At 49.5% G+C, this 20,216-nt stretch carries 20 protein-coding genes; 5 read left to right on the forward strand and 15 right to left on the reverse strand.

Annotated features, from left to right (window positions below; genetic code table 11):
- The first annotated feature begins 65 nt into the window (after positions 1-65).
- The gene (locus D4L85_RS18735) at positions 66-224 is read left to right on the forward strand and encodes a DUF2116 family Zn-ribbon domain-containing protein (protein WP_119755737.1); all 159 of its coding nucleotides are present in this window, start codon (positions 66-68) and stop codon (positions 222-224) included.
- Between the two features lie 32 nt (positions 225-256).
- Here the strand turns inward: D4L85_RS18735 and D4L85_RS18740 are convergent, their stop codons facing one another.
- Both D4L85_RS18740 and D4L85_RS18745 read right to left on the reverse strand, forming a co-directional pair.
- Positions 257-1,000 carry a DUF1223 domain-containing protein gene (locus D4L85_RS18740; RefSeq protein ID WP_119755738.1) on the reverse strand — a complete coding sequence of 248 codons (744 nt, stop codon included), beginning with the start codon at positions 998-1,000 and terminating at the stop codon, positions 257-259.
- A 227-nt stretch (positions 1,001-1,227) separates the two neighbouring features.
- A complete protein-coding gene (locus D4L85_RS18745) occupies positions 1,228-1,626 on the reverse strand; it encodes a nuclear transport factor 2 family protein (protein ID WP_119755739.1) in 399 nt (132 codons plus the stop codon).
- 97 nt (positions 1,627-1,723) lie between these two features.
- On the opposite strand from D4L85_RS18745, the gene D4L85_RS18750 reads away from it, so the two are divergent.
- The gene (locus tag D4L85_RS18750) at positions 1,724-2,533 is read left to right on the forward strand and encodes an AraC family transcriptional regulator (protein ID WP_119755740.1); all 810 of its coding nucleotides are present in this window, start codon (positions 1,724-1,726) and stop codon (positions 2,531-2,533) included.
- Positions 2,534-2,559: 26 nt separating this feature from the next.
- Here D4L85_RS18750 and D4L85_RS18755 read toward each other — a convergent pair whose 3' ends face one another.
- Together D4L85_RS18755 and D4L85_RS18760 are read right to left on the reverse strand one after the other, a co-directional pair.
- Complete coding sequence (locus tag D4L85_RS18755; protein ID WP_119755741.1) at positions 2,560-3,057, reverse strand: hypothetical protein; 498 nt, start codon at positions 3,055-3,057, stop codon at positions 2,560-2,562.
- A 173-nt stretch (positions 3,058-3,230) separates the two neighbouring features.
- On the reverse strand, positions 3,231-3,428 hold the full coding sequence (locus D4L85_RS18760) for a hypothetical protein (RefSeq protein WP_119755742.1): 198 nt from the start codon (positions 3,426-3,428) through the stop codon (positions 3,231-3,233).
- A gap of 207 nt (positions 3,429-3,635) precedes the next feature.
- Here D4L85_RS18760 and D4L85_RS18765 point away from each other — a divergent pair, with 207 nt between their 5' ends.
- Together D4L85_RS18765 and D4L85_RS18770 are read left to right on the forward strand one after the other, a co-directional pair.
- Positions 3,636-4,022 (forward strand): hypothetical protein, encoded by a 387-nt coding sequence (locus D4L85_RS18765; RefSeq protein WP_119755743.1) that lies wholly within the window; start codon positions 3,636-3,638, stop codon positions 4,020-4,022.
- 32 nt (positions 4,023-4,054) lie between these two features.
- Positions 4,055-4,684: a DUF1963 domain-containing protein gene (locus tag D4L85_RS18770; RefSeq protein WP_119755744.1), complete on the forward strand. Its 630-nt coding sequence runs from the start codon at positions 4,055-4,057 to the stop codon at positions 4,682-4,684.
- 98 nt (positions 4,685-4,782) lie between these two features.
- Here the strand turns inward: D4L85_RS18770 and D4L85_RS18775 are convergent, their stop codons facing one another.
- From D4L85_RS18775 to D4L85_RS18785, 3 genes are all read right to left on the reverse strand, one after another.
- Positions 4,783-5,202, reverse strand: a complete 420-nt coding sequence (locus tag D4L85_RS18775; RefSeq protein ID WP_160143828.1) for a hypothetical protein — start codon at positions 5,200-5,202, stop codon at positions 4,783-4,785.
- Positions 5,203-5,386: 184 nt separating this feature from the next.
- Entirely contained in the window at positions 5,387-6,067 is a 681-nt protein-coding gene (locus tag D4L85_RS18780) for a hypothetical protein (RefSeq protein WP_160143829.1), read from the reverse strand.
- 188 nt (positions 6,068-6,255) lie between these two features.
- Positions 6,256-9,006, reverse strand: coding sequence for a T9SS type B sorting domain-containing protein (locus D4L85_RS18785; RefSeq protein ID WP_119755747.1), 2,751 nt, complete (start codon positions 9,004-9,006; stop codon positions 6,256-6,258).
- Positions 9,007-9,190: 184 nt separating this feature from the next.
- Between D4L85_RS18785 and D4L85_RS18790 the strand changes: the two genes are divergently transcribed.
- Complete coding sequence (locus D4L85_RS18790; protein ID WP_119755748.1) at positions 9,191-12,895, forward strand: choice-of-anchor tandem repeat GloVer-containing protein; 3,705 nt, start codon at positions 9,191-9,193, stop codon at positions 12,893-12,895.
- Between the two features lie 73 nt (positions 12,896-12,968).
- Here D4L85_RS18790 and D4L85_RS18795 read toward each other — a convergent pair whose 3' ends face one another.
- The 8 genes from D4L85_RS18795 to D4L85_RS18830 form a co-directional block, all read right to left on the reverse strand.
- Positions 12,969-13,922, reverse strand: coding sequence for a hypothetical protein (locus tag D4L85_RS18795; RefSeq protein ID WP_119755749.1), 954 nt, complete (start codon positions 13,920-13,922; stop codon positions 12,969-12,971).
- A 57-nt stretch (positions 13,923-13,979) separates the two neighbouring features.
- Positions 13,980-14,438 carry a hypothetical protein gene (locus D4L85_RS18800; protein WP_160143830.1) on the reverse strand — a complete coding sequence of 153 codons (459 nt, stop codon included), beginning with the start codon at positions 14,436-14,438 and terminating at the stop codon, positions 13,980-13,982.
- A gap of 10 nt (positions 14,439-14,448) precedes the next feature.
- Complete coding sequence (locus D4L85_RS18805; protein ID WP_119755751.1) at positions 14,449-14,715, reverse strand: hypothetical protein; 267 nt, start codon at positions 14,713-14,715, stop codon at positions 14,449-14,451.
- A complete protein-coding gene (locus D4L85_RS18810; protein WP_160143831.1) occupies positions 14,712-15,119 on the reverse strand; it encodes a hypothetical protein in 408 nt (135 codons plus the stop codon). Before D4L85_RS18810 ends, D4L85_RS18805 begins: the two co-directional genes overlap by 4 nt.
- A 52-nt stretch (positions 15,120-15,171) precedes the next feature.
- Positions 15,172-15,996 carry a hypothetical protein gene (locus D4L85_RS18815; RefSeq protein ID WP_119755753.1) on the reverse strand — a complete coding sequence of 275 codons (825 nt, stop codon included), beginning with the start codon at positions 15,994-15,996 and terminating at the stop codon, positions 15,172-15,174.
- 373 nt (positions 15,997-16,369) lie between these two features.
- The gene (locus D4L85_RS18820; RefSeq protein WP_119755754.1) at positions 16,370-17,185 is read right to left on the reverse strand and encodes a hypothetical protein; all 816 of its coding nucleotides are present in this window, start codon (positions 17,183-17,185) and stop codon (positions 16,370-16,372) included.
- A gap of 489 nt (positions 17,186-17,674) precedes the next feature.
- Positions 17,675-18,874 (reverse strand): hypothetical protein, encoded by a 1,200-nt coding sequence (locus tag D4L85_RS18825; protein ID WP_119755755.1) that lies wholly within the window; start codon positions 18,872-18,874, stop codon positions 17,675-17,677.
- Between the two features lie 147 nt (positions 18,875-19,021).
- A complete protein-coding gene (locus D4L85_RS18830) occupies positions 19,022-19,645 on the reverse strand; it encodes a fibronectin type III domain-containing protein (RefSeq protein WP_119755756.1) in 624 nt (207 codons plus the stop codon).
- Between the last annotated feature and the right edge of the window lie 571 nt (positions 19,646-20,216).

Consider the following 20,216-nt stretch of genomic DNA (forward strand, 5'->3'; position numbering starts at 1 on the left):
ACTGCTGGTCTACCCGCGGTAGAGGCGTTCAAGGGAAATGTCGATCTTGTTTTTTATCTTTAGATATGAAGAAGAAAGAGTGTCCCTCATGTGCCATGAAGATCGATGCGAAGAGCAAGGTCTGCGAAGTATGCAACTATGAGTTCCCGGGCCAGAACAAGGGATTAAAATGGGCGGCCATTCTCCTGGCCGTGTTTCTGCTGCTGCTCTATTTGTGGTGGTAAGCGCTCAGATCGATAGAAGCTATTCGAGCTACCTAGGACGCCTTCAGCTTAATTTCTGCGGCGCTTATGATCCTTAGATTCTTTGCGTTTTGAAGATACAGAATGATGCTGCCCTTGTTTTCGCCGAGGCCGCGCGGCCACACCAGGGTGATCTCATCCTTTTCTTTTGCTTCGTGTTGTTTCATGGAGCGCACCACATGGTAGTGCTTCAACACCTTGTCTTTATTTTCACCCCGTAACACCGCGTGTTCGACATGCTCCTCGATGACGGCAACGTTCAGCACGCTGTTCTTTGGAAGTTTGCTGAGCGAATATTGTACGGTGACCACACTATCGCTTTTCGTCGCCAGGGCCTCGAGCGGGCGGGCCGGCACAGAATCAAGCGCCGCCAGCACGAAGTAGCGGAACGAGACGGGATCGGACCCAACAAATTCATACTTGCCGTTCACGACTGCTTGTGGCGTATAGAGATTTGGCCGTTTCAGCGTTTTTTGGTAGACCTTTTGCCGGTCGGTATAGGCTTCTTCGCTATACGGATCTTTCCAACCGAGATGATTCCAATACGTGACGTGATAGGCAAGGCTGATCACGTGTTTCCCTTCCTTTTGCAGGATGACCGACATCTCGTCCAGCAACTCATCCGCCGCCGGACAGCTCGAACACCCCTCGGCCGTGAACAATTCCACCACGGCCACCGGCTCGGAGACAAATACCGTCTTTGGCGCGAAACAGAAATTTATCGCGGCAAGAAAAAGAACAACGACCCCATATTTCATAGACAATCAATTTTAGTCAGTACCATCACACAAGGCAACCGCGTAGGCTGGCCTTGTTATGGCGTCTAAGTTCGGAAATTGGATCGTGTGATAAAATCCCCCGGGAATTAACCCAGAGGGCAGGTATTCGGTCCGGGGCAAGCCCAAATCGTTGATTTTGGGTGAGCGCAATCACCCACCGCCCTTGTTGGTGTTCTTCACCAACAAGTTTCTGGCCATACACTTCATCATCCCCTCCCCACAAAAAACGCATCCACCACATGTTGATCCTGCGGAAAATTATAAACCCGCTTGATCTTACCCTCCTCAATCTCCCACAACAAACAAGACATGTTGCGCAAGTTGTCGTCGCCGGGAAGGTTGCTCCAGTTCAAATGACAATCAATGACATACCGGTCATTGACTCCCATAACGATGGGCTGTGCCTGAAAAGCAAACGTGCTGAGTTGTTTGAAGTACGTCAACACCTCGCCGATCCCTTGCTTAACACCGCTGAAAGGATGACGGCCCGGGATGACCCACTGGATGTCGGGTGATAAAATTTGTCCGATCGCGTCCAGGTCGTTGGAGGCATAGGCACGGAAGAAATCGTGGATGAGTTGGAGGTTGGGATGAGATGATTCCATAAAAGATGTATGAGATGTAAAGCTTGAAAAATCAAAAGTAGCGCGCGCTGCATTTGCAGGCGTGTTGGAATGCGTCAAACTTTTGTTAATATCGGCCATGACAAAACACCAGGTCACCTGTTCGCTCGTTACGGCCTCCAATACAAAACAGTCGTTTGTTTGGCACGACCATCTGGGCGCCTTTGAATCGGAATGGCACCAACATCCCAAAGGCCAGCTGATGTATGCTGAGAAGGGGTGTATCCATGTCGACATTGAAGGAAGGAAGTTGCTGCTACCGGGTTGGTATTGTGCCTGGGTGCCGGCCGCAACACATCATAAAGTATGGTCTAATCATACCGATGTCTATATCCGCACGCTATATTTTGGAAATGAGCTGACTGCTCACAAAGTATTTGAAGAACCCTGCGTATTTCCAGCCTCACCCTTGTTGAAAGAAATGATTGCCTACACGGCGAAATGGCACAAGCTGCTGACGCACGATGATGAGGAGCACAATTTTCTCCGGGCCCTGCAAAGTATTCTTCCCGCCGAGATGGCAAAGTCAGCACCGGTGTGCCTCCCCACCACGGCCGATGACAAGCTGGCGCCGGTGTTGGATCATATCCAGCAAAACCTGCACGAACGGCTCGGGTTGGAAGACATGACCCGGCAGTTTGGCTACTCATCCCGAACGCTCACCCGTGCATTCCAACATCACCTGGGCATGCCGTTTTCGACGTATACAAAAATTGCCCGCGCCATGAAGGCCATGGAATGCATCGAGCAGGGCGCCCGGAATGTGTCGGAGCTTGCGCATAGCGTGGGCTATGAAAGTGTGTCTACGTTTAGTAATAATTTTCTGGAGATCTGCGGAAAGCGGCCGTTGGAGTTCATCAGCATGCGGCGTGCGTTGCAGTCAAACTAACTTCGCTGTTCCGAAGGCCAGGGAATTTATTCCGCCTTGTCTTTTTTCAAAAAATAGAACACGAACCCTGCAACGGTGCGGATGCCCATGTTTGTCGTGCCACTATGGGCCCACGTGCAAAAAGGAGCGGCCTCAAAAAACAAACCAGCGTGTTGAAAGGGAAACGGAAAAGCCTCCACACCCAAAGGTGTCACAAACCCATATCGATGCGATTGACCTTCGGCAAAATTCCAATCGACGCGTCCACCCACACCCAGGTGAAACCGGATCTTTTCGTAATAGGCCACTCGGTATAGGAGGGAAGCCTCGTTCACAAACGACCCCGAATTTGGTTTGGTGAACACATTGGCCCGGGTGGCCCGCACATCGATAACCCAACGATTGTCACGCGAGGAGCGAAATCCAAAACCGGTCTCCGTTCCCGTAGGGTAAATTCCAAGACCAACCCCCGTCTTGGGCGCCTGGGCAAAGGATAAGTCTGCCAGAGAAAGTATTCCCAGCAGCAACACGACATTCTTTCTCAACTTCTTATTGTTTTTCTTTCAAAGTTGAAGGGTTAAAAAATGCTATGAAACAGCCGGTAAACGAACAGCGCTAGAAATGTAATAAGACTGAAAAAAAATGTAACAACCTCGCGCCTACGCGCGACCTGCCCGGGAGGGTGATGCCAAAATTGGTTCCTACGCTTTGAGCCCCGTTAGAACATCTTCGCCAACAAAAACGCCGTGGCGCCCAGTATGACAAAGCCCGCGATGATGAGAAACGCCGACCACCTTTTATAGAACGTGGCCTTCACTTCTTCGGACGGGAATTTGGGGGCGAGTACCTTGAAACCGAGCAGCAACATCAGGGTTCCTAAGACGAGGTTGATCAAAATGGGGAGGAATTTTATCATAGTCACAAATTTGCAGCCTGTTTTATACCGGTTAAATCTACACAATTTAAGCAAGCCGGACCGGTGTGGCAATCGAGTATTATTTCGTAATGGGCACCGTGGACTGCAGGGAAAATCTGGAGACTATGGACAAAGCATGAGTCTTTGGATAATTTAAGGAATGAACTAACTTGGAAACGCCAGGAGAATGATAATCTGGAATTTTTTATGAGAATGACCGTCGCGTTGCTGTTGACAGCGATTTTCTTGATTTCTTGTACAAAGAAGAAGACGCTCATTGTTCATAATTGCTCCAAGTTTTGGGAAGGAACCTTTAACAATGAGCACAAAGGCGAGGTTGATCTGAGGATCACGCGTAAGGGGAATTATCAAATTGAAGTAGGCAAAGGTGGTTCCGCGGCCAAATTTAAAGTCGATTGGTTGGATAGTTGTCGGTATAGATTAACCTATGTGTCGAGCGATAAACCCGTAAAGGACTACAAGCCTGTTATTGTACAGATCATCGAAGTCAAAGAGAGCTCATATGTCATAGAAGGCTGGCTGGAGGGGCAGAGCATGGCCACCTATAGAAGCGAGCTATTTAAAGTGGAGTAGTTAGACGTAGCTCGCAGTAGACCCCGTGAAAAATGAAAAAGAATTTTGAAATAGAATTTGCCGAAGAAAAGACTCAAAAAGGGAAGACCAAATTCGGCGGCCAACCCGATTGGCTTACAAAAAATGAATGGCCGCTAAGCTTGGAAACCGGCGAACCGATGCGATTCATTTGCCAAATCGATTTGGCGGAAATAGGGTATGATAACCATGTGGCCAAGATTGCCTATTTGTTTATGACCGACGGAGAAGAATTTGTGGACGGAACGTGGGAACCGGACGGCGGTGAAAATGCCATCATTCTGCAACCCGGCCACAACACCGTGAAAACGCGCGAGGTTCACGATGGCCCCACGTTATATGTGATGGTAGAACAACCGGATCGGGAAACGTTGGCGCCCCAGCCGTTTGAAGGTAGTGTTAACTTGATACCATCCGTCGACAAGGAGACTGATGGGGACTTGGAAATTGTGAATAAATTTAGGGGCGAGCCGGTCTTCCTACAAGGCGATGAATATCCATCCGATGATGAAACGTGGGAGCTCTTAATTCAATTGGATTCCACTAACGTTCCGTTCTATGTTAATTTCGGTGATGCGGGTGTGGGCTATGGCTTTATAAGCCGGGATGGGAGAAAAGCAAAGTTCTTGTGGCAGTGTACGTAATTTATCGAACCCCCTGAAGAGTTGCTGCAAATACTGGATAGGTAAGAATGAGCGCCGAATCTGAGATGGTTCGAAAAAATGTAACACCCGGAAAGAAGTCAGAACAGATCATACCTGTCAAGCGGAGTTATTAATTGCCCGTTCAATAGTTTCAGATTGCTTTTGTTGACGATGCTTTCGAAGGGATGATCCTTGGTTTCGGGAAGATGTTTTTTATAAATGAGATCGTGAATTTCTTCGTAGTGCTGTAGAGTAACGAAAGTTGTTATGCTATCCGGGGCGCTCAAGTCGAGATACATGACGTGCAAGTGAGACCCTATGCCTCCGTGTTCATAGATGACCACCCATTTTGTGTCGATGTTGGCGGCATATAAGAATCGTCTATCGGGAAGTTTAGTATCAAGGATCACGTCGGTCGCATTCCAGGCCTCGTTGGTGCCGGCGAGAAACTTCTTCCAATCGGTTTTTCCCTTTTCCCTGTAAAACACATACGAAAGTGAATCGTGTGTTCTGGTCATGCGCCGCAATATCTTTTCCGGAACAGCTTTCAGTTCGAATATATAATGAGAGGTAGTGGAAGAGGCAATTTTGTTTGTTTGACTAACAATTTCCCGCTCCGCGTTGTCGTCTTGTTGAGAACATACGGTTGCGATCAAAATCAGCATGGGAACAAGTGGCATAAGAACGATGTTGTCGAAACTTTTAGAGTTGATTGTAATACTCAAATAGTTTCACCAGATCCTGTTCCTTTTTTGAGATCTTTTCCTTTTCTATGAAGGCCTTAACTTCATCTTTGTGATCGGTAAGCGCTTCCAGCATTTTCTTAGTGGATACAATTTCGGTAATGGGACCTCCATTAAGTTTGTAGAAAAATTCATCCTTTAGTTTTTCATATCGCGCACGTTTACCTTCCGTCTCAATAGGCTTAGGCGGTTGTGCAGGATGCAGGACTACTTTTTTCTTCATCAATAAAGTCAACTTGCCGCTGTCTAATAAAACGAAATACCCATTGATCGATTTGCCTTTAACGGTATAATTGTCGACCACCAGTTGGCTAGCAGGAAGACTCACTTTCTGCACCGATGGGGAAGGATCAAGAATGTAGGTCACGTCTTTTTTCTTGAATTCTACATAATCCTCCGCTACATTATAGCGCATGGGGATGGAATCAAATACGCCTTTTGTCGTGATGACCTTTCCCGTTTGAAAATCGTCTTCCATGTACGGAGTTCCGTCGATGATCTCTGGCTCTTCCGGTTTGTTTAATTTTTTCGCTGCCGCGATCAGAAGATGATCGGTAATATTCATTCCAGAACCTGCCCCCGGACCGTTTGCTGAAAGCGCCTGTGCACCCAGATAGGTAACGGTGATGTTGAGTGACAAGAATAGGATTATTTTAAACATAACGTTGTTTAGTTGGAGCATCTAAATTACGATTGAAATGGAATGGATACAATAGGATCCCTGGAAAGTCTTTATGCTTTACTAAAGATGCATGATAAGGTTGTAGCATAAGTCTCCCGTTGCGGACAATGAGTCCGGAAATGAACGTTTTTTTTTGAATTCTGTCGTCAGTCCACAACGTGAAGAGAGCCTTTTAGCGCTGACACACATTCGCCTTGCAGTGTATAGAAATACACACCGGTGGCGAAGTTACCCTGTGGCCAGTCGTTTTGGTAGGCGCTGGTTTGATACACCGTTTCGCCCCACCGGTTATAGATCCTCAAACCACTGTCGTGTAGGGCATCGGGAAGAACGAAGTATTCGTTTTTGTTGTCGCCGTTGGGTGTGATGACGTTGGGAAGCGTCATGCCTTCTAGGCTCACGAGTTGTATGCTCACAGCGTCTGAGGAAGTTCCACAAGTATTGGAGACTTCCAGCGTGTACGTTCCAGACTGCGACACACTGATCGAAGGCAACGTGCTGCCGTTGGACCATTGTAGCGTTTCATCGGCCTGCGGCTCGTACGCCAGCGTTCCGTTCTCCCCGCAAATCTTTCGATCGTCTCCAAGGCTCACCACTGGCAACGGTCGAAGGGCTATCGTCGTGGAAGTCGAAATCGTTTCGCATACATTGGTGACCTTCACGGAATACGTGCCGGGCTCCTTGACAGTCTTGGACGGCGACGTATCGCCATCGTTCCACGCAAATATGGCACCCTCCGTTGGTGTGAGACTCCAGGACACGGCGTCGCCGGGGCAAATCGTTTGGTCGTTGCCAAGGGTTACGTTGAGCGGTGCGATGTAGGAGATCAATACGGATGCCGAAACGGTTTCGCACACATTGGTGAGTTCAACGGAATATGTCCCGGGTGCTGCGGCGGTCTTGGAAGGTGACGTATCGCCGTCGTTCCAGGTGTAGGTGGCATCATCTATGGGGGTGAGATTCCACGACGCCGTCTTGCCGGCGCACAGCTTCTGGTTGGCGCCGAGCGTTACACGGAGAGGCGCGATGCCGGAGATCACGATAGACGCCGAAACAGTTTCACAGGCATTGCTGAGTTCAACGGAATAGGTTCCGGGTGTGGTAACCGTCTTGGAAGGTGATGTGTCGCCGTCGCTCCAGGTGTATGTGGCATCGGCTATGAGCGGGAGATTCCACGACACCGCGTTGCCGGCGCACAGCTTCTGATCGTCGCCAAGCGTTACGTCGAGCGGTGCAATGTTGGAGATCAATACCGAGTCCCGTTTGGTTTGGCCTTGCCAGGTAACGTCCACCCAAACCCAGCCTGCGGCAATCTGGTCTGTGCTACTCTGGGTGCTCCCGTTGCTCCACTGATATTGGGCATTCATGTGCGGCGGTGCGGGAGTAAGGGTAACGGTTTGTTGACGGCACTTTAAAATATCGGGTCCCAGCGACACCACCAGGTCCGGTGGTATGAGCGGCGCCGTTGGCCACACCAACAGATCGGGGTCGTGACCTATTCGGGCACCGATGAAGGAGATGTTGGCATCATCGAGGGTGTACCGGCTGTCGAAGTTGTTGTCGTGGAAGTAATCGAATATTTCAAAGTCGATGCCGAGCCAGATGTTGTTGGAGGGATCGATGCTCATGTCGAAAGTGGTAGCACCATTGCGGCCGGTAACGAAATGGGCACAGGCTGGGGTGAGATCTTCGGTATATTCTATCACAAAGATGTCGCTGCCGAAATCGAAGGGCAATGTCTTCGACGTATGGAACGGTCCGGCCACGAAAGTATTGCTATACTCAAAGCCCGACACCACCACGTGGCCATCGCTGGCAACATCTACTTGCGTTCCCCAATCATAGTTTTCGCCGCCCAATTGTTGAACCGCCAGGACGTTCCCGGACGGATCCATTTCACACACATAGTTGTCTAAACCGCCGGCCGAGATCACGGTTTGTGAACCTACGGTAGTCCTTCCCCCGAAGCGCGCCAGTTGGTAGATCTGGTCGTGTAGGCCGACCGCCACGTCCGTGCCCCAAAGGGTCCCGGTATCGTCGCCGTCGCCGGCTTGAGCCCAAAGCACTGTGCCGGCAGGATTCAATTTTACGAGGAAAGAGTTGTCGGTTCCGCTAACGCTTAGATTTAAAGTAGTGCTGCCGAACCTTATTTGGGTCGACGCAAAAGTACCCGTCATGACGATGTTGTTTTGACTGTCGGTATCGACGCCCCAGATGTGATCCGGGTTCAAACCGGGTGTTCCGCCATACCCATTTGCCCAGCTCACTACACCGTTGGGTGTGATGGAGGCAACAAAAGAATCCTCGCCCCCAAACGATGCGAGGGCCTTGCCACCGATCTTAACGCCACTTCCGGTATAGGTGCCGCTGACGATGATGTTTTGGTTGGCGGAGATAACCATGTCGGTCGGATATTCCTGGCCGCTGCCCGTGGACCGGATGGCCCACAAGGGCACAGCGTCCGGCGAAAACTTCACGACAAAAAGATCTTGCCCGGTCGAGAAACTCAGCCGGATGCTGCCAAATAAGATGATCCCCTCATAGAAACCGCTTACAATGATGTTATTGCTCTGATCGATCTCCATTTCAATCGAAGCCCCCCCGTTGCTGTCTGCAACACGACGGCCCCAGACCAGGTTGCGGTCCTTGTCGAATTTGAGCAATACGTAGTTGTCGGCGTAGGGTTCGTATAGAAAGGAATAAGCGCCCAGCACAAAGCCCGACCCGGTGACATATCCTAACATGTAGACGTTGTCGTTTGCGTCGGCCTTAATTTGCCTCGGGATAAGGCCTTTGGAGATAAACAACTGATCCCAATCCGAGCAATCGCCAAAGGCTGGCGCCGCCCACAATACGAAAAAGAAAATAAAAAGACGACCAACGAAACGAGCTCCCATAACAGGTAAATGCGAAAGGCTAAATGACGTCAAAGGTAGGTATATTTTTAGACATTCACGGGTGCCGGGAAACGCATCCGCCACATGCAGGGCCTCCGTTGGAATTCCACGATTACCTTACATCGCCTATCGCTATTGAAAATTTTACGTTACGTTTACGCGGCTTTAATCTATTGTTGGTCAAATGTCTTTTAAAAGTTTAGTGCTCGCTTGTTGCGTTTATGGCCTGTCCATTTCCACGGCTTTTTCGCAGGTTGAACTATTTGGTGTTACCTCCGGCGGGGGTAGTTCGGGCAAGGGTGTAATCTTTAGTTATAAAACCTCCTATAAGGTACTCTACAATTTTAGCGTGGTCAATCGGGGCGCATTGCCCAGGACAAAGCTGCTGGAAGCGGCCAACGGAAAACTTTATGGCGTAACCAGCGCTGGCGGGATCAACGATGGCGGTGTTCTTTTTGAATATGACCCCACGACGAAAATCTATACCGTCCTGTATGATTTTGGGAGCATGGGAGGCACACAGCCCTGGTACCCGAATCGGGAATTGATGCAAGCCGCCAGTGGCAAACTGTACGGCACGTCATGGGGTGGACCCAAAGGCGACCTCCTTTTTGAATTTGACATTGCTCAAAAAAAACTTACAGACGTTTTTGATTTTGCCTTCGAAAATGGATCGCCCACTGGCGCCCTCTGCGAAACCCCCAGCCACACGCTACTGTTTGTGACCAATCGTGTCGCTACGAAAAGGAATGCAACGCTGTCGGAGTTCGACCCCGTCACGAAAACCTTGACGGTGAGGTATGATTTCGGGGCAAATAACATGGTCACCGCTTCCGGACTCATTCCTACAGCCGATGGAAAGTTCATGGGCACCGTCTTCCGGGGGTCCAACAGCGAGACAACCGCCGTATATGAATACGATCCAGCCAGTAATGGGCTGACGATAAAATACGCCAGCGAGAATGGTAATTGGGAATTTAAAAATATCGACAATCTGACGGCTCATCCCAATGGAAAGTTCTACGGAACGTCAACCAAGGGGGGCGCCTTGGCGATGGGTAACATATACGAATTCGACCCGGCTACGAACGCGGTTAAAATAAAGGTATCGGATTTTTACGTGCCGAATTCGCCGCTTTTGTTGGCCACGAATGGAAAAATGTATGGCCTTGGTGTCGGCTCACCCTATCAATTTGGCTCACTCTATGAATTTGATCCCCTGGCAGGCCAGGTTACAAAATCGGTTGCGGTGAGTTCAGTTTCAGCCGGCCTGATACAGGCTTCGAACGGGCGGCTCTACGGTGCCAACTATGAAGCTGGCGCCGCGTATAAAGGCACGGTCTATAGCTACGAATTGGGGGCTTCGGCCGCTCAAACCGAATTTAGCTTTGAAAAGTCATTGGACGGAAACTATCCGGTTGGCCACCTTACCCAAGCGTATAACGGAAAATTCTATGGCGTCACGATCGCGGGTGGCGGCCCTCCCGCAGGCTACACGGGAGTTGATGTAAAAAACGGCGGTGTTATTTATGAGTTTGATCCCGCCACAAAAAAGTACACCAAAAAGTTCGACTTTAAGGCACATAACTATCCATCCGCCGAAGATTATCCAGTGGGAGGATTTACACTCCACCCGAACGGAAAACTCTACCTCATGGCCGAGGACGGCCCGGATGACGGTTACATTTTGGAATTTGATCCGGTTACGGGCACCATAACCAACGAAGCATCATTGGGTGCCTTTTATGATAATACTACGGGAGGCTTGGGCAAAACGCCGGTTGGCTCACTGGCGCTGGCGCCGAATGGAAAGATGTACGGACTTGTAGGCGCAGGTGGCATCCATCAGCTTGGAACGCTGATTGAATACGACCCCACCACGCATAAGATGGTAAAGAAATTCGACTTCAGTCAGACCACCGGTGGTAATCCTACGGGCGGTCTGACCTTGCATCCCAACGGGAAGTTCTACGGGGTTTTGCTTGACTGGGGAGTGAATAACAATGGGACTTTGTTCGAATACGACTATGTGAACAATGTCGTCACCAAAAAAGTCGATGGCGGCCGCCAAAACTTTTCCAATCCCACAGGCACCCTGGTTGTGGGGAGAAATGGGAATCTTTTTGGGACCTCCAAGTATGGCCCATACCCTGGCACCCTCGGATATGTGTTTGAGTACGTGATGGCAACGGGGAAGCTTGTAATCTACAATGGCCTCGAGGGCAATCCTGTAAACGACCTCCTCGCCATGCCCAATGGCACGCTCTACGGCCTTACCCAAACTGGTGGCACAAATCCGCCGATGGGAACTTTGTTTAAATGGGACGCCCCGCAAGAGGCCACTGTCCTTTCGGTGATTCATTCGTTCGCAACCGCCACAGGCGTCCGTCCGTTCTATACCGGGCTTACTGTTGTAAAGAAAACGCAGAACGTGTCTCTAACTACCGCATCCATCACCAAGGCTTATGGCGATGGTCCGTTGTCGTTGACCGCCTCCGCCACCTCCTCGCTTCCGCTCTACTACCGGAGTACAAATCCCGAGATCGCAGAGGTTGTGAATGGAAACTTAACCTTTAAAGGTGTCGGTACGGCCACGATCATCGTTGGGCAATTGGGCAATGTGGAATATCTCCCGGCAGCAGAGAAACAAATAGCCGTAACCGTTTCGAAGGCGAACCTCACGGTAAAAGCGCCGGTGGTAAGCAAGAAGTACGGAGAAGCTTTGCCGGAAATCACATTGACCTATGTTGGTTTTGTCGGCACGGAAACAGCGGCCAGCATCGACGTTCCACCGAGCTATACACTGACGGCCGGACCCCTTAGCCCCGTAGGCGACTATCCGATTACTCTAAAGGGTGGGGCGGACAACAACTACAATTTTCTTCTGGAGAACGGTACACTGTCAGTTTCAAAAGCAAATCTGACGATAGCTGCGGCCAACCAGACCCGGAAGTACAAGCAACCAAACCCGACACTCACACTCGAATATGTTGGCTTCGTGGGCAACGACGACGCCACGGTGCTGGAAACGATCCCCACCTTAAATTGCGCAGCAACCATCGATAGTCATCCCGGAACATTTCCTATTGTTGTATCTGGAGGGGCAGACGATAACTACGATCTTGTGCTGAACAATGGCCAACTCACGGTTCAAAAAGCCTTGCTAAAGGTTAAGGCCAACAGCTTCAGCCGTCCCTACAAACAACCCAACCCGACGTTTACATTATCCTACGACGGATTCGCAGGCACCGATCAAAGCAGCAATCTGGCAGAGACGCCTTCCTTAACCTGCCTGGCCACCCAAGACAGCGATGCAGATGCATACCCCATCGTTTTATCGGGCGGGTCGGATGATGACTACGAGCTCGTGTTTGAGAACGGAACATTAACCGTTACGTCGATCGATCAAACCATCACCTTCGGATCCCTTAACAAAGTGTACGTGGGAGATTCTCCGTTCGACCTCGCAGCTACCAGTACCTCCGGCCTTCCCGTCTTGTTTAAGAGTGACCACACGGCCATTGCGACCATCGCAGGCAATCGCGTTACGATAGTAAGCCCAGGCGAGGCGAACATCATTGCTTATCAGCCTGGAAATAAAAATTATACTGCGGCGCCCGAAGTTATCCAGCCGCTGCAGGTGGGAACGATCACAGGCGTGGAAGATCCTGCACAATCGAAGTTAAGGATTTACCCCACCCCCACGTCGGGATTGTTGTATGTGGAAGGAGGCGTGAACCAGGGTGCTGTCCGCATCACCAATCTATTGGGTGAAGTGGTGGCTGAACCACAGCGGAACATGGAAGGTCAAATTGATATTTCTGCATTGCCTCCGGGATATTATTTCCTGCAGTATGCATCTGCCTTTTATCGCATCCAGAAATTATAAGAAAGAGAATGCGTTAGCCACCTATGCAGGTCGCTATCGTATTTCAAAGATACACGAGGAAGAAGAGGAGGGGTTATTCTAGGATATATTGTTCTGTGCTCCTTGACCCACCGCTGGCGACTCTTTTTGTTAGCTCGAGTTTTTGAACAAGGTCGCCCATTATCTTGTACCGATACGTCAAGGTGGATTCTATCGAAGGTGTACCATTGTCCGGTTTGTTTATTTTTTGATATGTGTCGGTTACGGCACCTTCTACGGTCTTGGTTAGTTTATCGGAGTCAATTTGTTGTTGCATAACCAGGTCATAGACGGCAACCCCATCGGGTGCACCGGTCTGTTCTTTCTTTAATGCCGTCGTTAAGGTTCCCGGCAGGGGTTCGCCATTTATGGGGTTGGGCATTTCAATGTCCTGTGTTTGTTTGCCCGGCACCCATTTGACGCCGTAGACCTGATGAAGGGCTTGGACTTCCATTAAAAATGAATAGAGAATAAAATCATCCGAAAGAAATGCGGGAGCAAATTGTTTCAGAACGCCTTTAAAATCGGAAGAGATCTTTGGGTCTTGTTGATACGCATTCAGGGCGCTTGAAATATATTCCTTCAACGCTGCTCCATTTTTTAGTCTTTTAAATGCGCCGGTCTCGTCTATGGTATAAACTATTTTTAATGATTTGAAGGCATACAGTTGGCGTGCAAAGCTGGCCACGGCATTGCCAACGATGTCTTTGGCGCGTGACTTTTTGAATTCCTGATAATCTTTCGCGTTGGCAGAATATGTTAGCTCAATCAGGCTTTCCTTTGGCGTTACTTGTTTTACCTGTAACGTCACGTCGTAAACAAACGTAGTCGTTGCATAAAGCGTATCTCGTGTGTAGTCCGACTTTGACCGGGAGGACTTGAAATTGAGCTGCTCTCCTGATTTCCAAGGATGCAAAAACTGTATGGAATCTTGCGCCGTGGCCGCGTAGGACAGAGAGAGTAACAAGGCAACGAGGACGGGGCCTTTCAATTTCAAGGTAAGGAGCATGCTGAACAGGATAGAACTCGGGTAAAGTTAGAATAACCGCCCCGTTTCCCAAAACCGTTATAATGGATGCTCGGCATAGGTCAACGGCTTGCACCTTGATTTGCCGATGACATTCAATACCTGGTTGATGGTGTCAAATTCACCATCGATCACGGATAGTACTCTTAAAAAACTCTCTGGAGGGCCTTGGACAAGAATGGGATAAATGATGGCGGGCCCGTTCCAACTCCTGCTGTTGAGGTAGACGGCAAATTCCCGGGGAGATTCATCCGCTTTTTCGAACTTGATGTAAGTATTGTCTCCAGATTGAAAATCTGCGACCCGGAGCTGTTCACTCGATGGCGTGGCGACCATGAAGATCAAAAATGCTTGTTCGTCGCCTTTGGTTTCATTGAATGAAACCGTCAGTTTCATGTGAACCCGGTCCCTGCCTCTCTCTACGTCATCAATCGAGATGTCTCCACCTTTCGATTGGGCCAAGGCCGCCGACAGTGGGAAGAAGATAATCAAGATCATGGATCTCATCTTAATTGGATTTAAGTGAAGCATAGTTGGTTTCATTTTCAGATATGACAATTTTAAGATTGGAATTTTTTTCCTGTAACTTTTTCATGCTTTCGGTTTGCTCTTTTAGCTTGTCTTCCAGCGTTTCGATTTTGACTTGATAGCTGTCAAGTTTGGATTGCACAAGTCTTTCGGCAATGGCATACATTGGCCAGGAGAGCACAATGATCAAGGCGACGGAGACCGGCCATTGTTTTTTGATCGTTTCGACGAGTTCATCCCAGCTCATTGTCTTTCTTTAATTAAATAATCTACATCAATTTTATCGGCGACCTCAGAGCATTTGGCTTTTACATCATCCAGCGTGGATGACTTTAAGAGGCTTGTCAGGTATTCGAATCGCTCCGGGCTTCCGTCTATGGCCTTTGTCAAAACGACAAATACGGCTAGCTGGCTGATGACGTCGTCGTCTGTGACGGCAACGATGTTTGCGATAAGGACATACTTCGGGTTGACGGTAACAATCTTGACTTTGGCTTTTGTCAGCAATTCGTTTTGCAAATTGCTCTGAACCTTGTTCTTTAGATCTTGGTCGGCACACTCGACTTTAATTTTGATCGGGATGTCCTGGCTGAACAAATTTATGAACAGGGTTAACAGCATGACGGTTAAGAGTAGGTGTGAGCGCTTCATATAGTTAGGTTTCTTTTTTTGTCTTGTTGCGCGTGACTGCAAATTCTTTGTATCAATCCAGACTAGCCGACCTCGACCGCCCGATTTCTGCACCCAACAGGGTCGATCGCAATTGTGAAAGTTGAGACTCCATGATGGTCTTTCTTTTTACTTCGCCATTCATACTATCGGTCCATGAGATCTCGATGGGGATGAGCACGGTGCCGTACATCACGTTTGAACCCGAAACGCTTGCCAAAACAACCTGTGCTTTCTCGCCCTCAGCATCTTTTCCATCCTGACCAACCAAGTCGGCCAATGTAACGGTGACGGTGTCCCACTTAACTTTTTTTGAGGGGATCTCATAATATGGAATAACGACCGACTTTGAGTTGTCTGTGAATTCTTGCCATCCCACCAGGGGATCGCGATGCGGCGACCGCTTTTGTAATGCTTTCAATTTGATGTTGCTGGCTTCGGAATAGCCGATATTTCGAATGATCAACGTAACCACCTGACGTGCCTTTAGCCCTTCGGCCGTGCGGGCGTCCCCGGTCATTAAATGGCTTCTGCTTTTCCATTGGGGGATGGTCTTTTCAAATTCTTGTACGAGTTCGGTGGTCGGGATCAAAATTGGAATTTTTGAGGTGACACCATTTTCGGAATACAATTGCGCAAAGGCTCGCGCCATGGGCAACTGAAATTCCAACATCAGGCGCGACGAGAGATCGTATGCCTTCTTGGAAACGTCCATTTGCTTGTCGACCGCGTCCAGGTTTTTGAGGTTGGCTTCCAGGGCCTGTATTTTCCGTCCGCCTACATACACGGCGATGGAAATCATGATGCCGACGATTGTCGAAACCAGTCCGACAATTTTTGTGGTGGTATCCAGTTTCATATAACCAATTTTTAGAAGTGACATTGACAACGACGCCCCATTTCAGCCGATAGGATTTCATCTTCGGCCCGTCTCAGCAAAACGCACACACGCGCTTTCCCTTAATGATAGGCCTCACGCTTTTCAGGGATCAGCACGAAACAGGTAAGGCCGTCTACACAAGACCTTCTTCAGCACATTGAAGATTTACAGCGGAATTCCAGGTGGGCTCTTTAACACGTGAAAATTCTGACAACTCAAGGAATCCATAGTTAAGATAGTGTTAAGCAGACAAAACTTCCAGTAGAACACAAAATTTTGTGCCCACCTTTTTTCAGGCGTTGCAACATTCATTTTAAAGCCAGAAGCCGGCCATGTATCTGCCCGCGAAGGGTTAATAACACGTGTAGTTCGTGTTGGCGAATTGTTTAAAAACCGGGTCGTAATAAAAAAAGGTATGGGACTGGCTGATCAGGGTATCCGGCGTATAACCCATGTAATACTCAATGAGCACGGGCAAAGGGTAGATGTCTTCGGATGGTGGGTAGTAGTGGAACTGGCTGACGTTGTTCAAACTGGGCTCTGTTTCGAGGAGATAGATCTCCACGATCGTGAGTTCGGGCGAATACGCAAAGAATCTTTTTATCCGGTCGAACAAAAGATATTCGAAAACGATCCTTTCGCGTGCATCGCCGGTCTTTTGATAGACCTTGTGAACGTTGTTGTCGTCACTGTATTCGTAGCGCGTGCGGCGTTGGAAGACGCCGTTCGATCTGAAATCCATCTGCACCAACCGGCCGTCCGCGTCGTGCGTATAAATGGCCGAATCGCCGGTGGCTACGCCGTTTACCCGGCGCAGGCGCGTGACGGGTTTGCCAAGACTGCCATAAATAAAGGAAAAGCTTTCCTGTTCGACATTGTCCAGCAAGCGCGTGCATTGGCTAAGCTGGCCGCCCGCATACCCCATCACGTATTCCTGGTGCACAACGTCGTCGCTCCAGTATTGTAAAGCGGTTGGCCGGTGGTCGGCATCGTAGGTAAACACCAGGGAGTCGAAGAACTGGATCATGCTCGTGGGCAAGCAGTTTTTTTTGAAGGGCGCCTCGTCGCCGTGTTGGCAGCAAGCCAACGCCAGCACAATGGCCACGCCGGCGAAAGGGAACGCAGCGCGAACCACAAAACATTTGGCGATCAACGGACGGTCAGGCATATGCAGTGAAACGGAAATCGCGCGACGGGTATTGCATGAACCATGGGTGAAAGTGATCCCCCATTCCTGAGAAATTTTTATCAAGATCCGTGAATACCTCGGGTGACGGTAAGAATTATCACAGTTTGCATACAATCAACCCACCTTAAACTCAAAACAACGCACAAAACAAAAGCGCGCCACAGGAAAACTTCATCGAGCCTCGAACGATTTGGCGCGCAATAGGTGCGCTGTATCCAGGCGCAGCGCGGTGTGCGCCATGACGGCGATGGGCTTCGATCTTCGTGGGCACGTGGCGCAGATGCTACACGTTTTTCGGATACACCGGGTTGCACCCGGTGTTATGCCGGGGAACCCGCTGGCGCGGGTTAGTGAGACTACGAGATCGCTCAGGCCATGGTTAGCAATTGGGTTGAGCACACTTGGGCAAGCGGTATAAAGCAACCGATCAATGCGTCGGGAGAATTTTCTTGAAACGCATCCCCTGCCTCAGAAATTAGGTTGATATGAATAGGTTTCGACGTCGTCAGAATTTTCCGGCGCGCCGGGCATCAGGCGTAATTTTCCCTGCAGTACCTTGGTGAAGCCGATGCTGATTTTTCCAAATTTGCTCTCGTCAAGCTTGGGATATTTCGCGGCGATTTCGTCGGGAATGTTCAATTTGGTGAGGGTGGTGCCGGCAGGGGCCGACACGCTCCACCACGTATATTCCAGCCCATCGCTGTAGCTCCAGGTGACACCATAGGTGGTGTAGTCTTGCGAAAAATCGAAGGCATAGTCGAGGAAATCCTTTTTGCTAATGGAAAAATTAAACGTCGGAATAGTGGGCGAAAGATTGAACGGGCCCGATTTGTAATACGATACCGTTCCATTGGGTTTTGTATTATCGATGTACATTTGATAGGACGCAAACCCATCGATAAAACCGATCACCGGCGTGGCACCCGTTGAAAAATAGCTGTCGCTCATGAAGTATGATTTCCCGGCAGCGTTACGCGCCTTTACATAGCCTGAGCTAGTGCCCCCAAAATCGAGGAACAACTGATGGGGGTAGGGCATAAAGTCAGTTTGAAAATCCCGCGAAACAACATCACCGTCTTTCAGGCCTTTCACCCAATTGTAGACCGGAATGCCGGAACGATAGCCGGTCATCAACATATCCGACGGTGCACCGTAAAATGACAGATCCACCAACTCGCCGACGCCATTTGTAAAATCGGTCTCAGAACGTTCGCTTAAACTGGAGCCGTTTGTGAAATTAACCTGGGTGCCATTCGTATTGGCGATCGTGAAATGTGCGGTTGCCTTAGGTCCGTTGTCAACGGTCGTGCTTCCAAAGTGCAAGGCCGTACCAACCGGGATATCGGCATAGGTATTGAGGTTGGTATATTTATACGTCGAGGTAATGATCACGTCCTCGTAATACCGAAAGAGTGTGACATTCATTTTGTCTACGGCCTTCTCGCTGGTAAGGGTCACGGCTTCCCCGGCCGAATACGGCTTCACATCCAGCACCTCACCCGTTGCGTCAGTGGCAAAGATCCAGTGATCGCCCGTTTCAGTATAGTTTGCGTCTACTTGCAGGGATAAAATGGCTTTCGGACCGGTTACCTCGTCTTTTTGGCATCCGGAAAGAAAAATGCAAACGAGCAACACAAAAAGAGGGGCAGTGCTTTTTAAATAACGCATATCTGTCAGTAAATAGTGAGCAAAGATAGCGGCCTAATACAATGCCGCAAAGCCGATGTACGATTTGGCCGCATTAGCCACAAAAAAGAAACCCCAAGACCGGCACGCGTTCCGGCCCAGGGGCTCCTATCGGGAAATACAGTAAGCCTACGCCACAAACCGCAGCACCACATCCGAATGCACCACCTCCGGATCCGACCCCGCCACCGCCACGCGGAAAGCATATTGCTTACCCAGTTCAAGGTTGTCGATCGTTTTCGTGCGGGTGGTGCTGTTGATCGTTTTCCATTGGCTTTCTTCCGTTACCGGGCTGGGTGCGTATTGGAACATGTAGAGCGTGGCGCTGGCCACTTTGCCGATGCTCATTTTCACCGAACCCGGCAGGGTGGTGGGCGTCACCTGGAGGCCATCCGGTTTCTCCAGGCGTCCGGTCCTCGTCGGCTCCTTGCGGGCGTCGAAGCCGGTGCTGAGCAGCACGCTGAGGTCGTTGTTGCTTTTTGCATCTACTACATTGCCCAGATTGCGATAGGCCACGGCAAGCGCTGCGCGCAGTTCATTTTTGCGGGCTGTGTCTTCTTTCGAGCCCGTGCGCTGGGCGACCAACGCAGCCTGGAAGGCTTTGAAGGCAACGTCCAGCGCCTGAACCTCGGGGATGGGCGCAGGGAAGTTTACATTGTTGGCCATGTTTCTCAGGATGGACTGAATTTTTACTTCCAGCACCTCGTCATTCATCAGGCGCATGTTGAGCGCTACACGAACAATCTTTTTCATAAACAGTTTGGTTTAAAGATTTTGAAATGTTTATGCCAACGCCTTTGTCAATCGCCATGCCAGACGGTGCCAAAGCATGCCAAACCCTGTTTTAAAGCGAAAGCGCTTTCGATCACACGGCGTAAGATTTTAAAATGAAATTCACGGAGCCAACAACAGACTGCAAGGTCATTTCAGTGCTGCAAATGGAGGGCAGTTGCGAAAATCTAAAAAAACGATGGAGCCCTTTGATGCTGCCATCTGTGCCGTTGCCACATCTTTGTGTGCAGAGAAGAACGGACTTTGCTCAATTTGAAAAAACGAACGACCATAAAGCATTTCTCAATAGACAATAGGAGAAAGAATAATGCTGATGGCAGGCATGACTGAAGTCATAGCAGGAACGATGTGTGCTGTTGCACATTCCCGAAAGTCAACAACCGCGAACAGGAAGACGATTGCAGGATGAAGGATTGTGAGCGCAAGGGGAAACAAAATAAGAGCATGCGCGAATGGGGCCACGTTCTTTGGGGATTTTGCTGTCGGTAGAATGATTTCTACAAGAGGTTTCTGAAATGTTGCAATAGGTTTC

It is taken from the genome of Chryseolinea soli (assembly GCF_003589925.1).
Lineage (GTDB): Bacteria > Bacteroidota > Bacteroidia > Cytophagales > Cyclobacteriaceae > Chryseolinea > Chryseolinea soli.

Excerpts from the sequence above, each read along its gene's own strand:
- D4L85_RS18735 (WP_119755737.1), top strand. The coding sequence starts at position 66 with ATGAAGAAGAAAGAGTGTCCCTCATGTGCCATGAAGATCGATGCGAAG.
- D4L85_RS18740 (WP_119755738.1), bottom strand. The coding sequence starts at position 1,000 with ATGAAATATGGGGTCGTTGTTCTTTTTCTTGCCGCGATAAATTTCTGT.
- D4L85_RS18745 (WP_119755739.1), bottom strand. The coding sequence starts at position 1,626 with ATGGAATCATCTCATCCCAACCTCCAACTCATCCACGATTTCTTCCGT.
- D4L85_RS18750 (WP_119755740.1), top strand. The coding sequence starts at position 1,724 with ATGACAAAACACCAGGTCACCTGTTCGCTCGTTACGGCCTCCAATACA.
- D4L85_RS18760 (WP_119755742.1), bottom strand. The coding sequence starts at position 3,428 with ATGATAAAATTCCTCCCCATTTTGATCAACCTCGTCTTAGGAACCCTG.
- D4L85_RS18765 (WP_119755743.1), top strand. The coding sequence starts at position 3,636 with ATGAGAATGACCGTCGCGTTGCTGTTGACAGCGATTTTCTTGATTTCT.
- D4L85_RS18770 (WP_119755744.1), top strand. The coding sequence starts at position 4,055 with ATGAAAAAGAATTTTGAAATAGAATTTGCCGAAGAAAAGACTCAAAAA.
- D4L85_RS18775 (WP_160143828.1), bottom strand. The coding sequence starts at position 5,202 with ATGACCAGAACACACGATTCACTTTCGTATGTGTTTTACAGGGAAAAG.
- D4L85_RS18785 (WP_119755747.1), bottom strand. The coding sequence starts at position 9,006 with ATGGGAGCTCGTTTCGTTGGTCGTCTTTTTATTTTCTTTTTCGTATTG.
- D4L85_RS18790 (WP_119755748.1), top strand. The coding sequence starts at position 9,191 with ATGTCTTTTAAAAGTTTAGTGCTCGCTTGTTGCGTTTATGGCCTGTCC.
- D4L85_RS18795 (WP_119755749.1), bottom strand. The coding sequence starts at position 13,922 with ATGCTCCTTACCTTGAAATTGAAAGGCCCCGTCCTCGTTGCCTTGTTA.
- D4L85_RS18800 (WP_160143830.1), bottom strand. The coding sequence starts at position 14,438 with ATGATCTTGATTATCTTCTTCCCACTGTCGGCGGCCTTGGCCCAATCG.
- D4L85_RS18805 (WP_119755751.1), bottom strand. The coding sequence starts at position 14,715 with ATGAGCTGGGATGAACTCGTCGAAACGATCAAAAAACAATGGCCGGTC.
- D4L85_RS18810 (WP_160143831.1), bottom strand. The coding sequence starts at position 15,119 with ATGAAGCGCTCACACCTACTCTTAACCGTCATGCTGTTAACCCTGTTC.
- D4L85_RS18815 (WP_119755753.1), bottom strand. The coding sequence starts at position 15,996 with ATGAAACTGGATACCACCACAAAAATTGTCGGACTGGTTTCGACAATC.
- D4L85_RS18820 (WP_119755754.1), bottom strand. The coding sequence starts at position 17,185 with ATGCCTGACCGTCCGTTGATCGCCAAATGTTTTGTGGTTCGCGCTGCG.
- D4L85_RS18825 (WP_119755755.1), bottom strand. The coding sequence starts at position 18,874 with ATGCGTTATTTAAAAAGCACTGCCCCTCTTTTTGTGTTGCTCGTTTGC.
- D4L85_RS18830 (WP_119755756.1), bottom strand. The coding sequence starts at position 19,645 with ATGAAAAAGATTGTTCGTGTAGCGCTCAACATGCGCCTGATGAATGAC.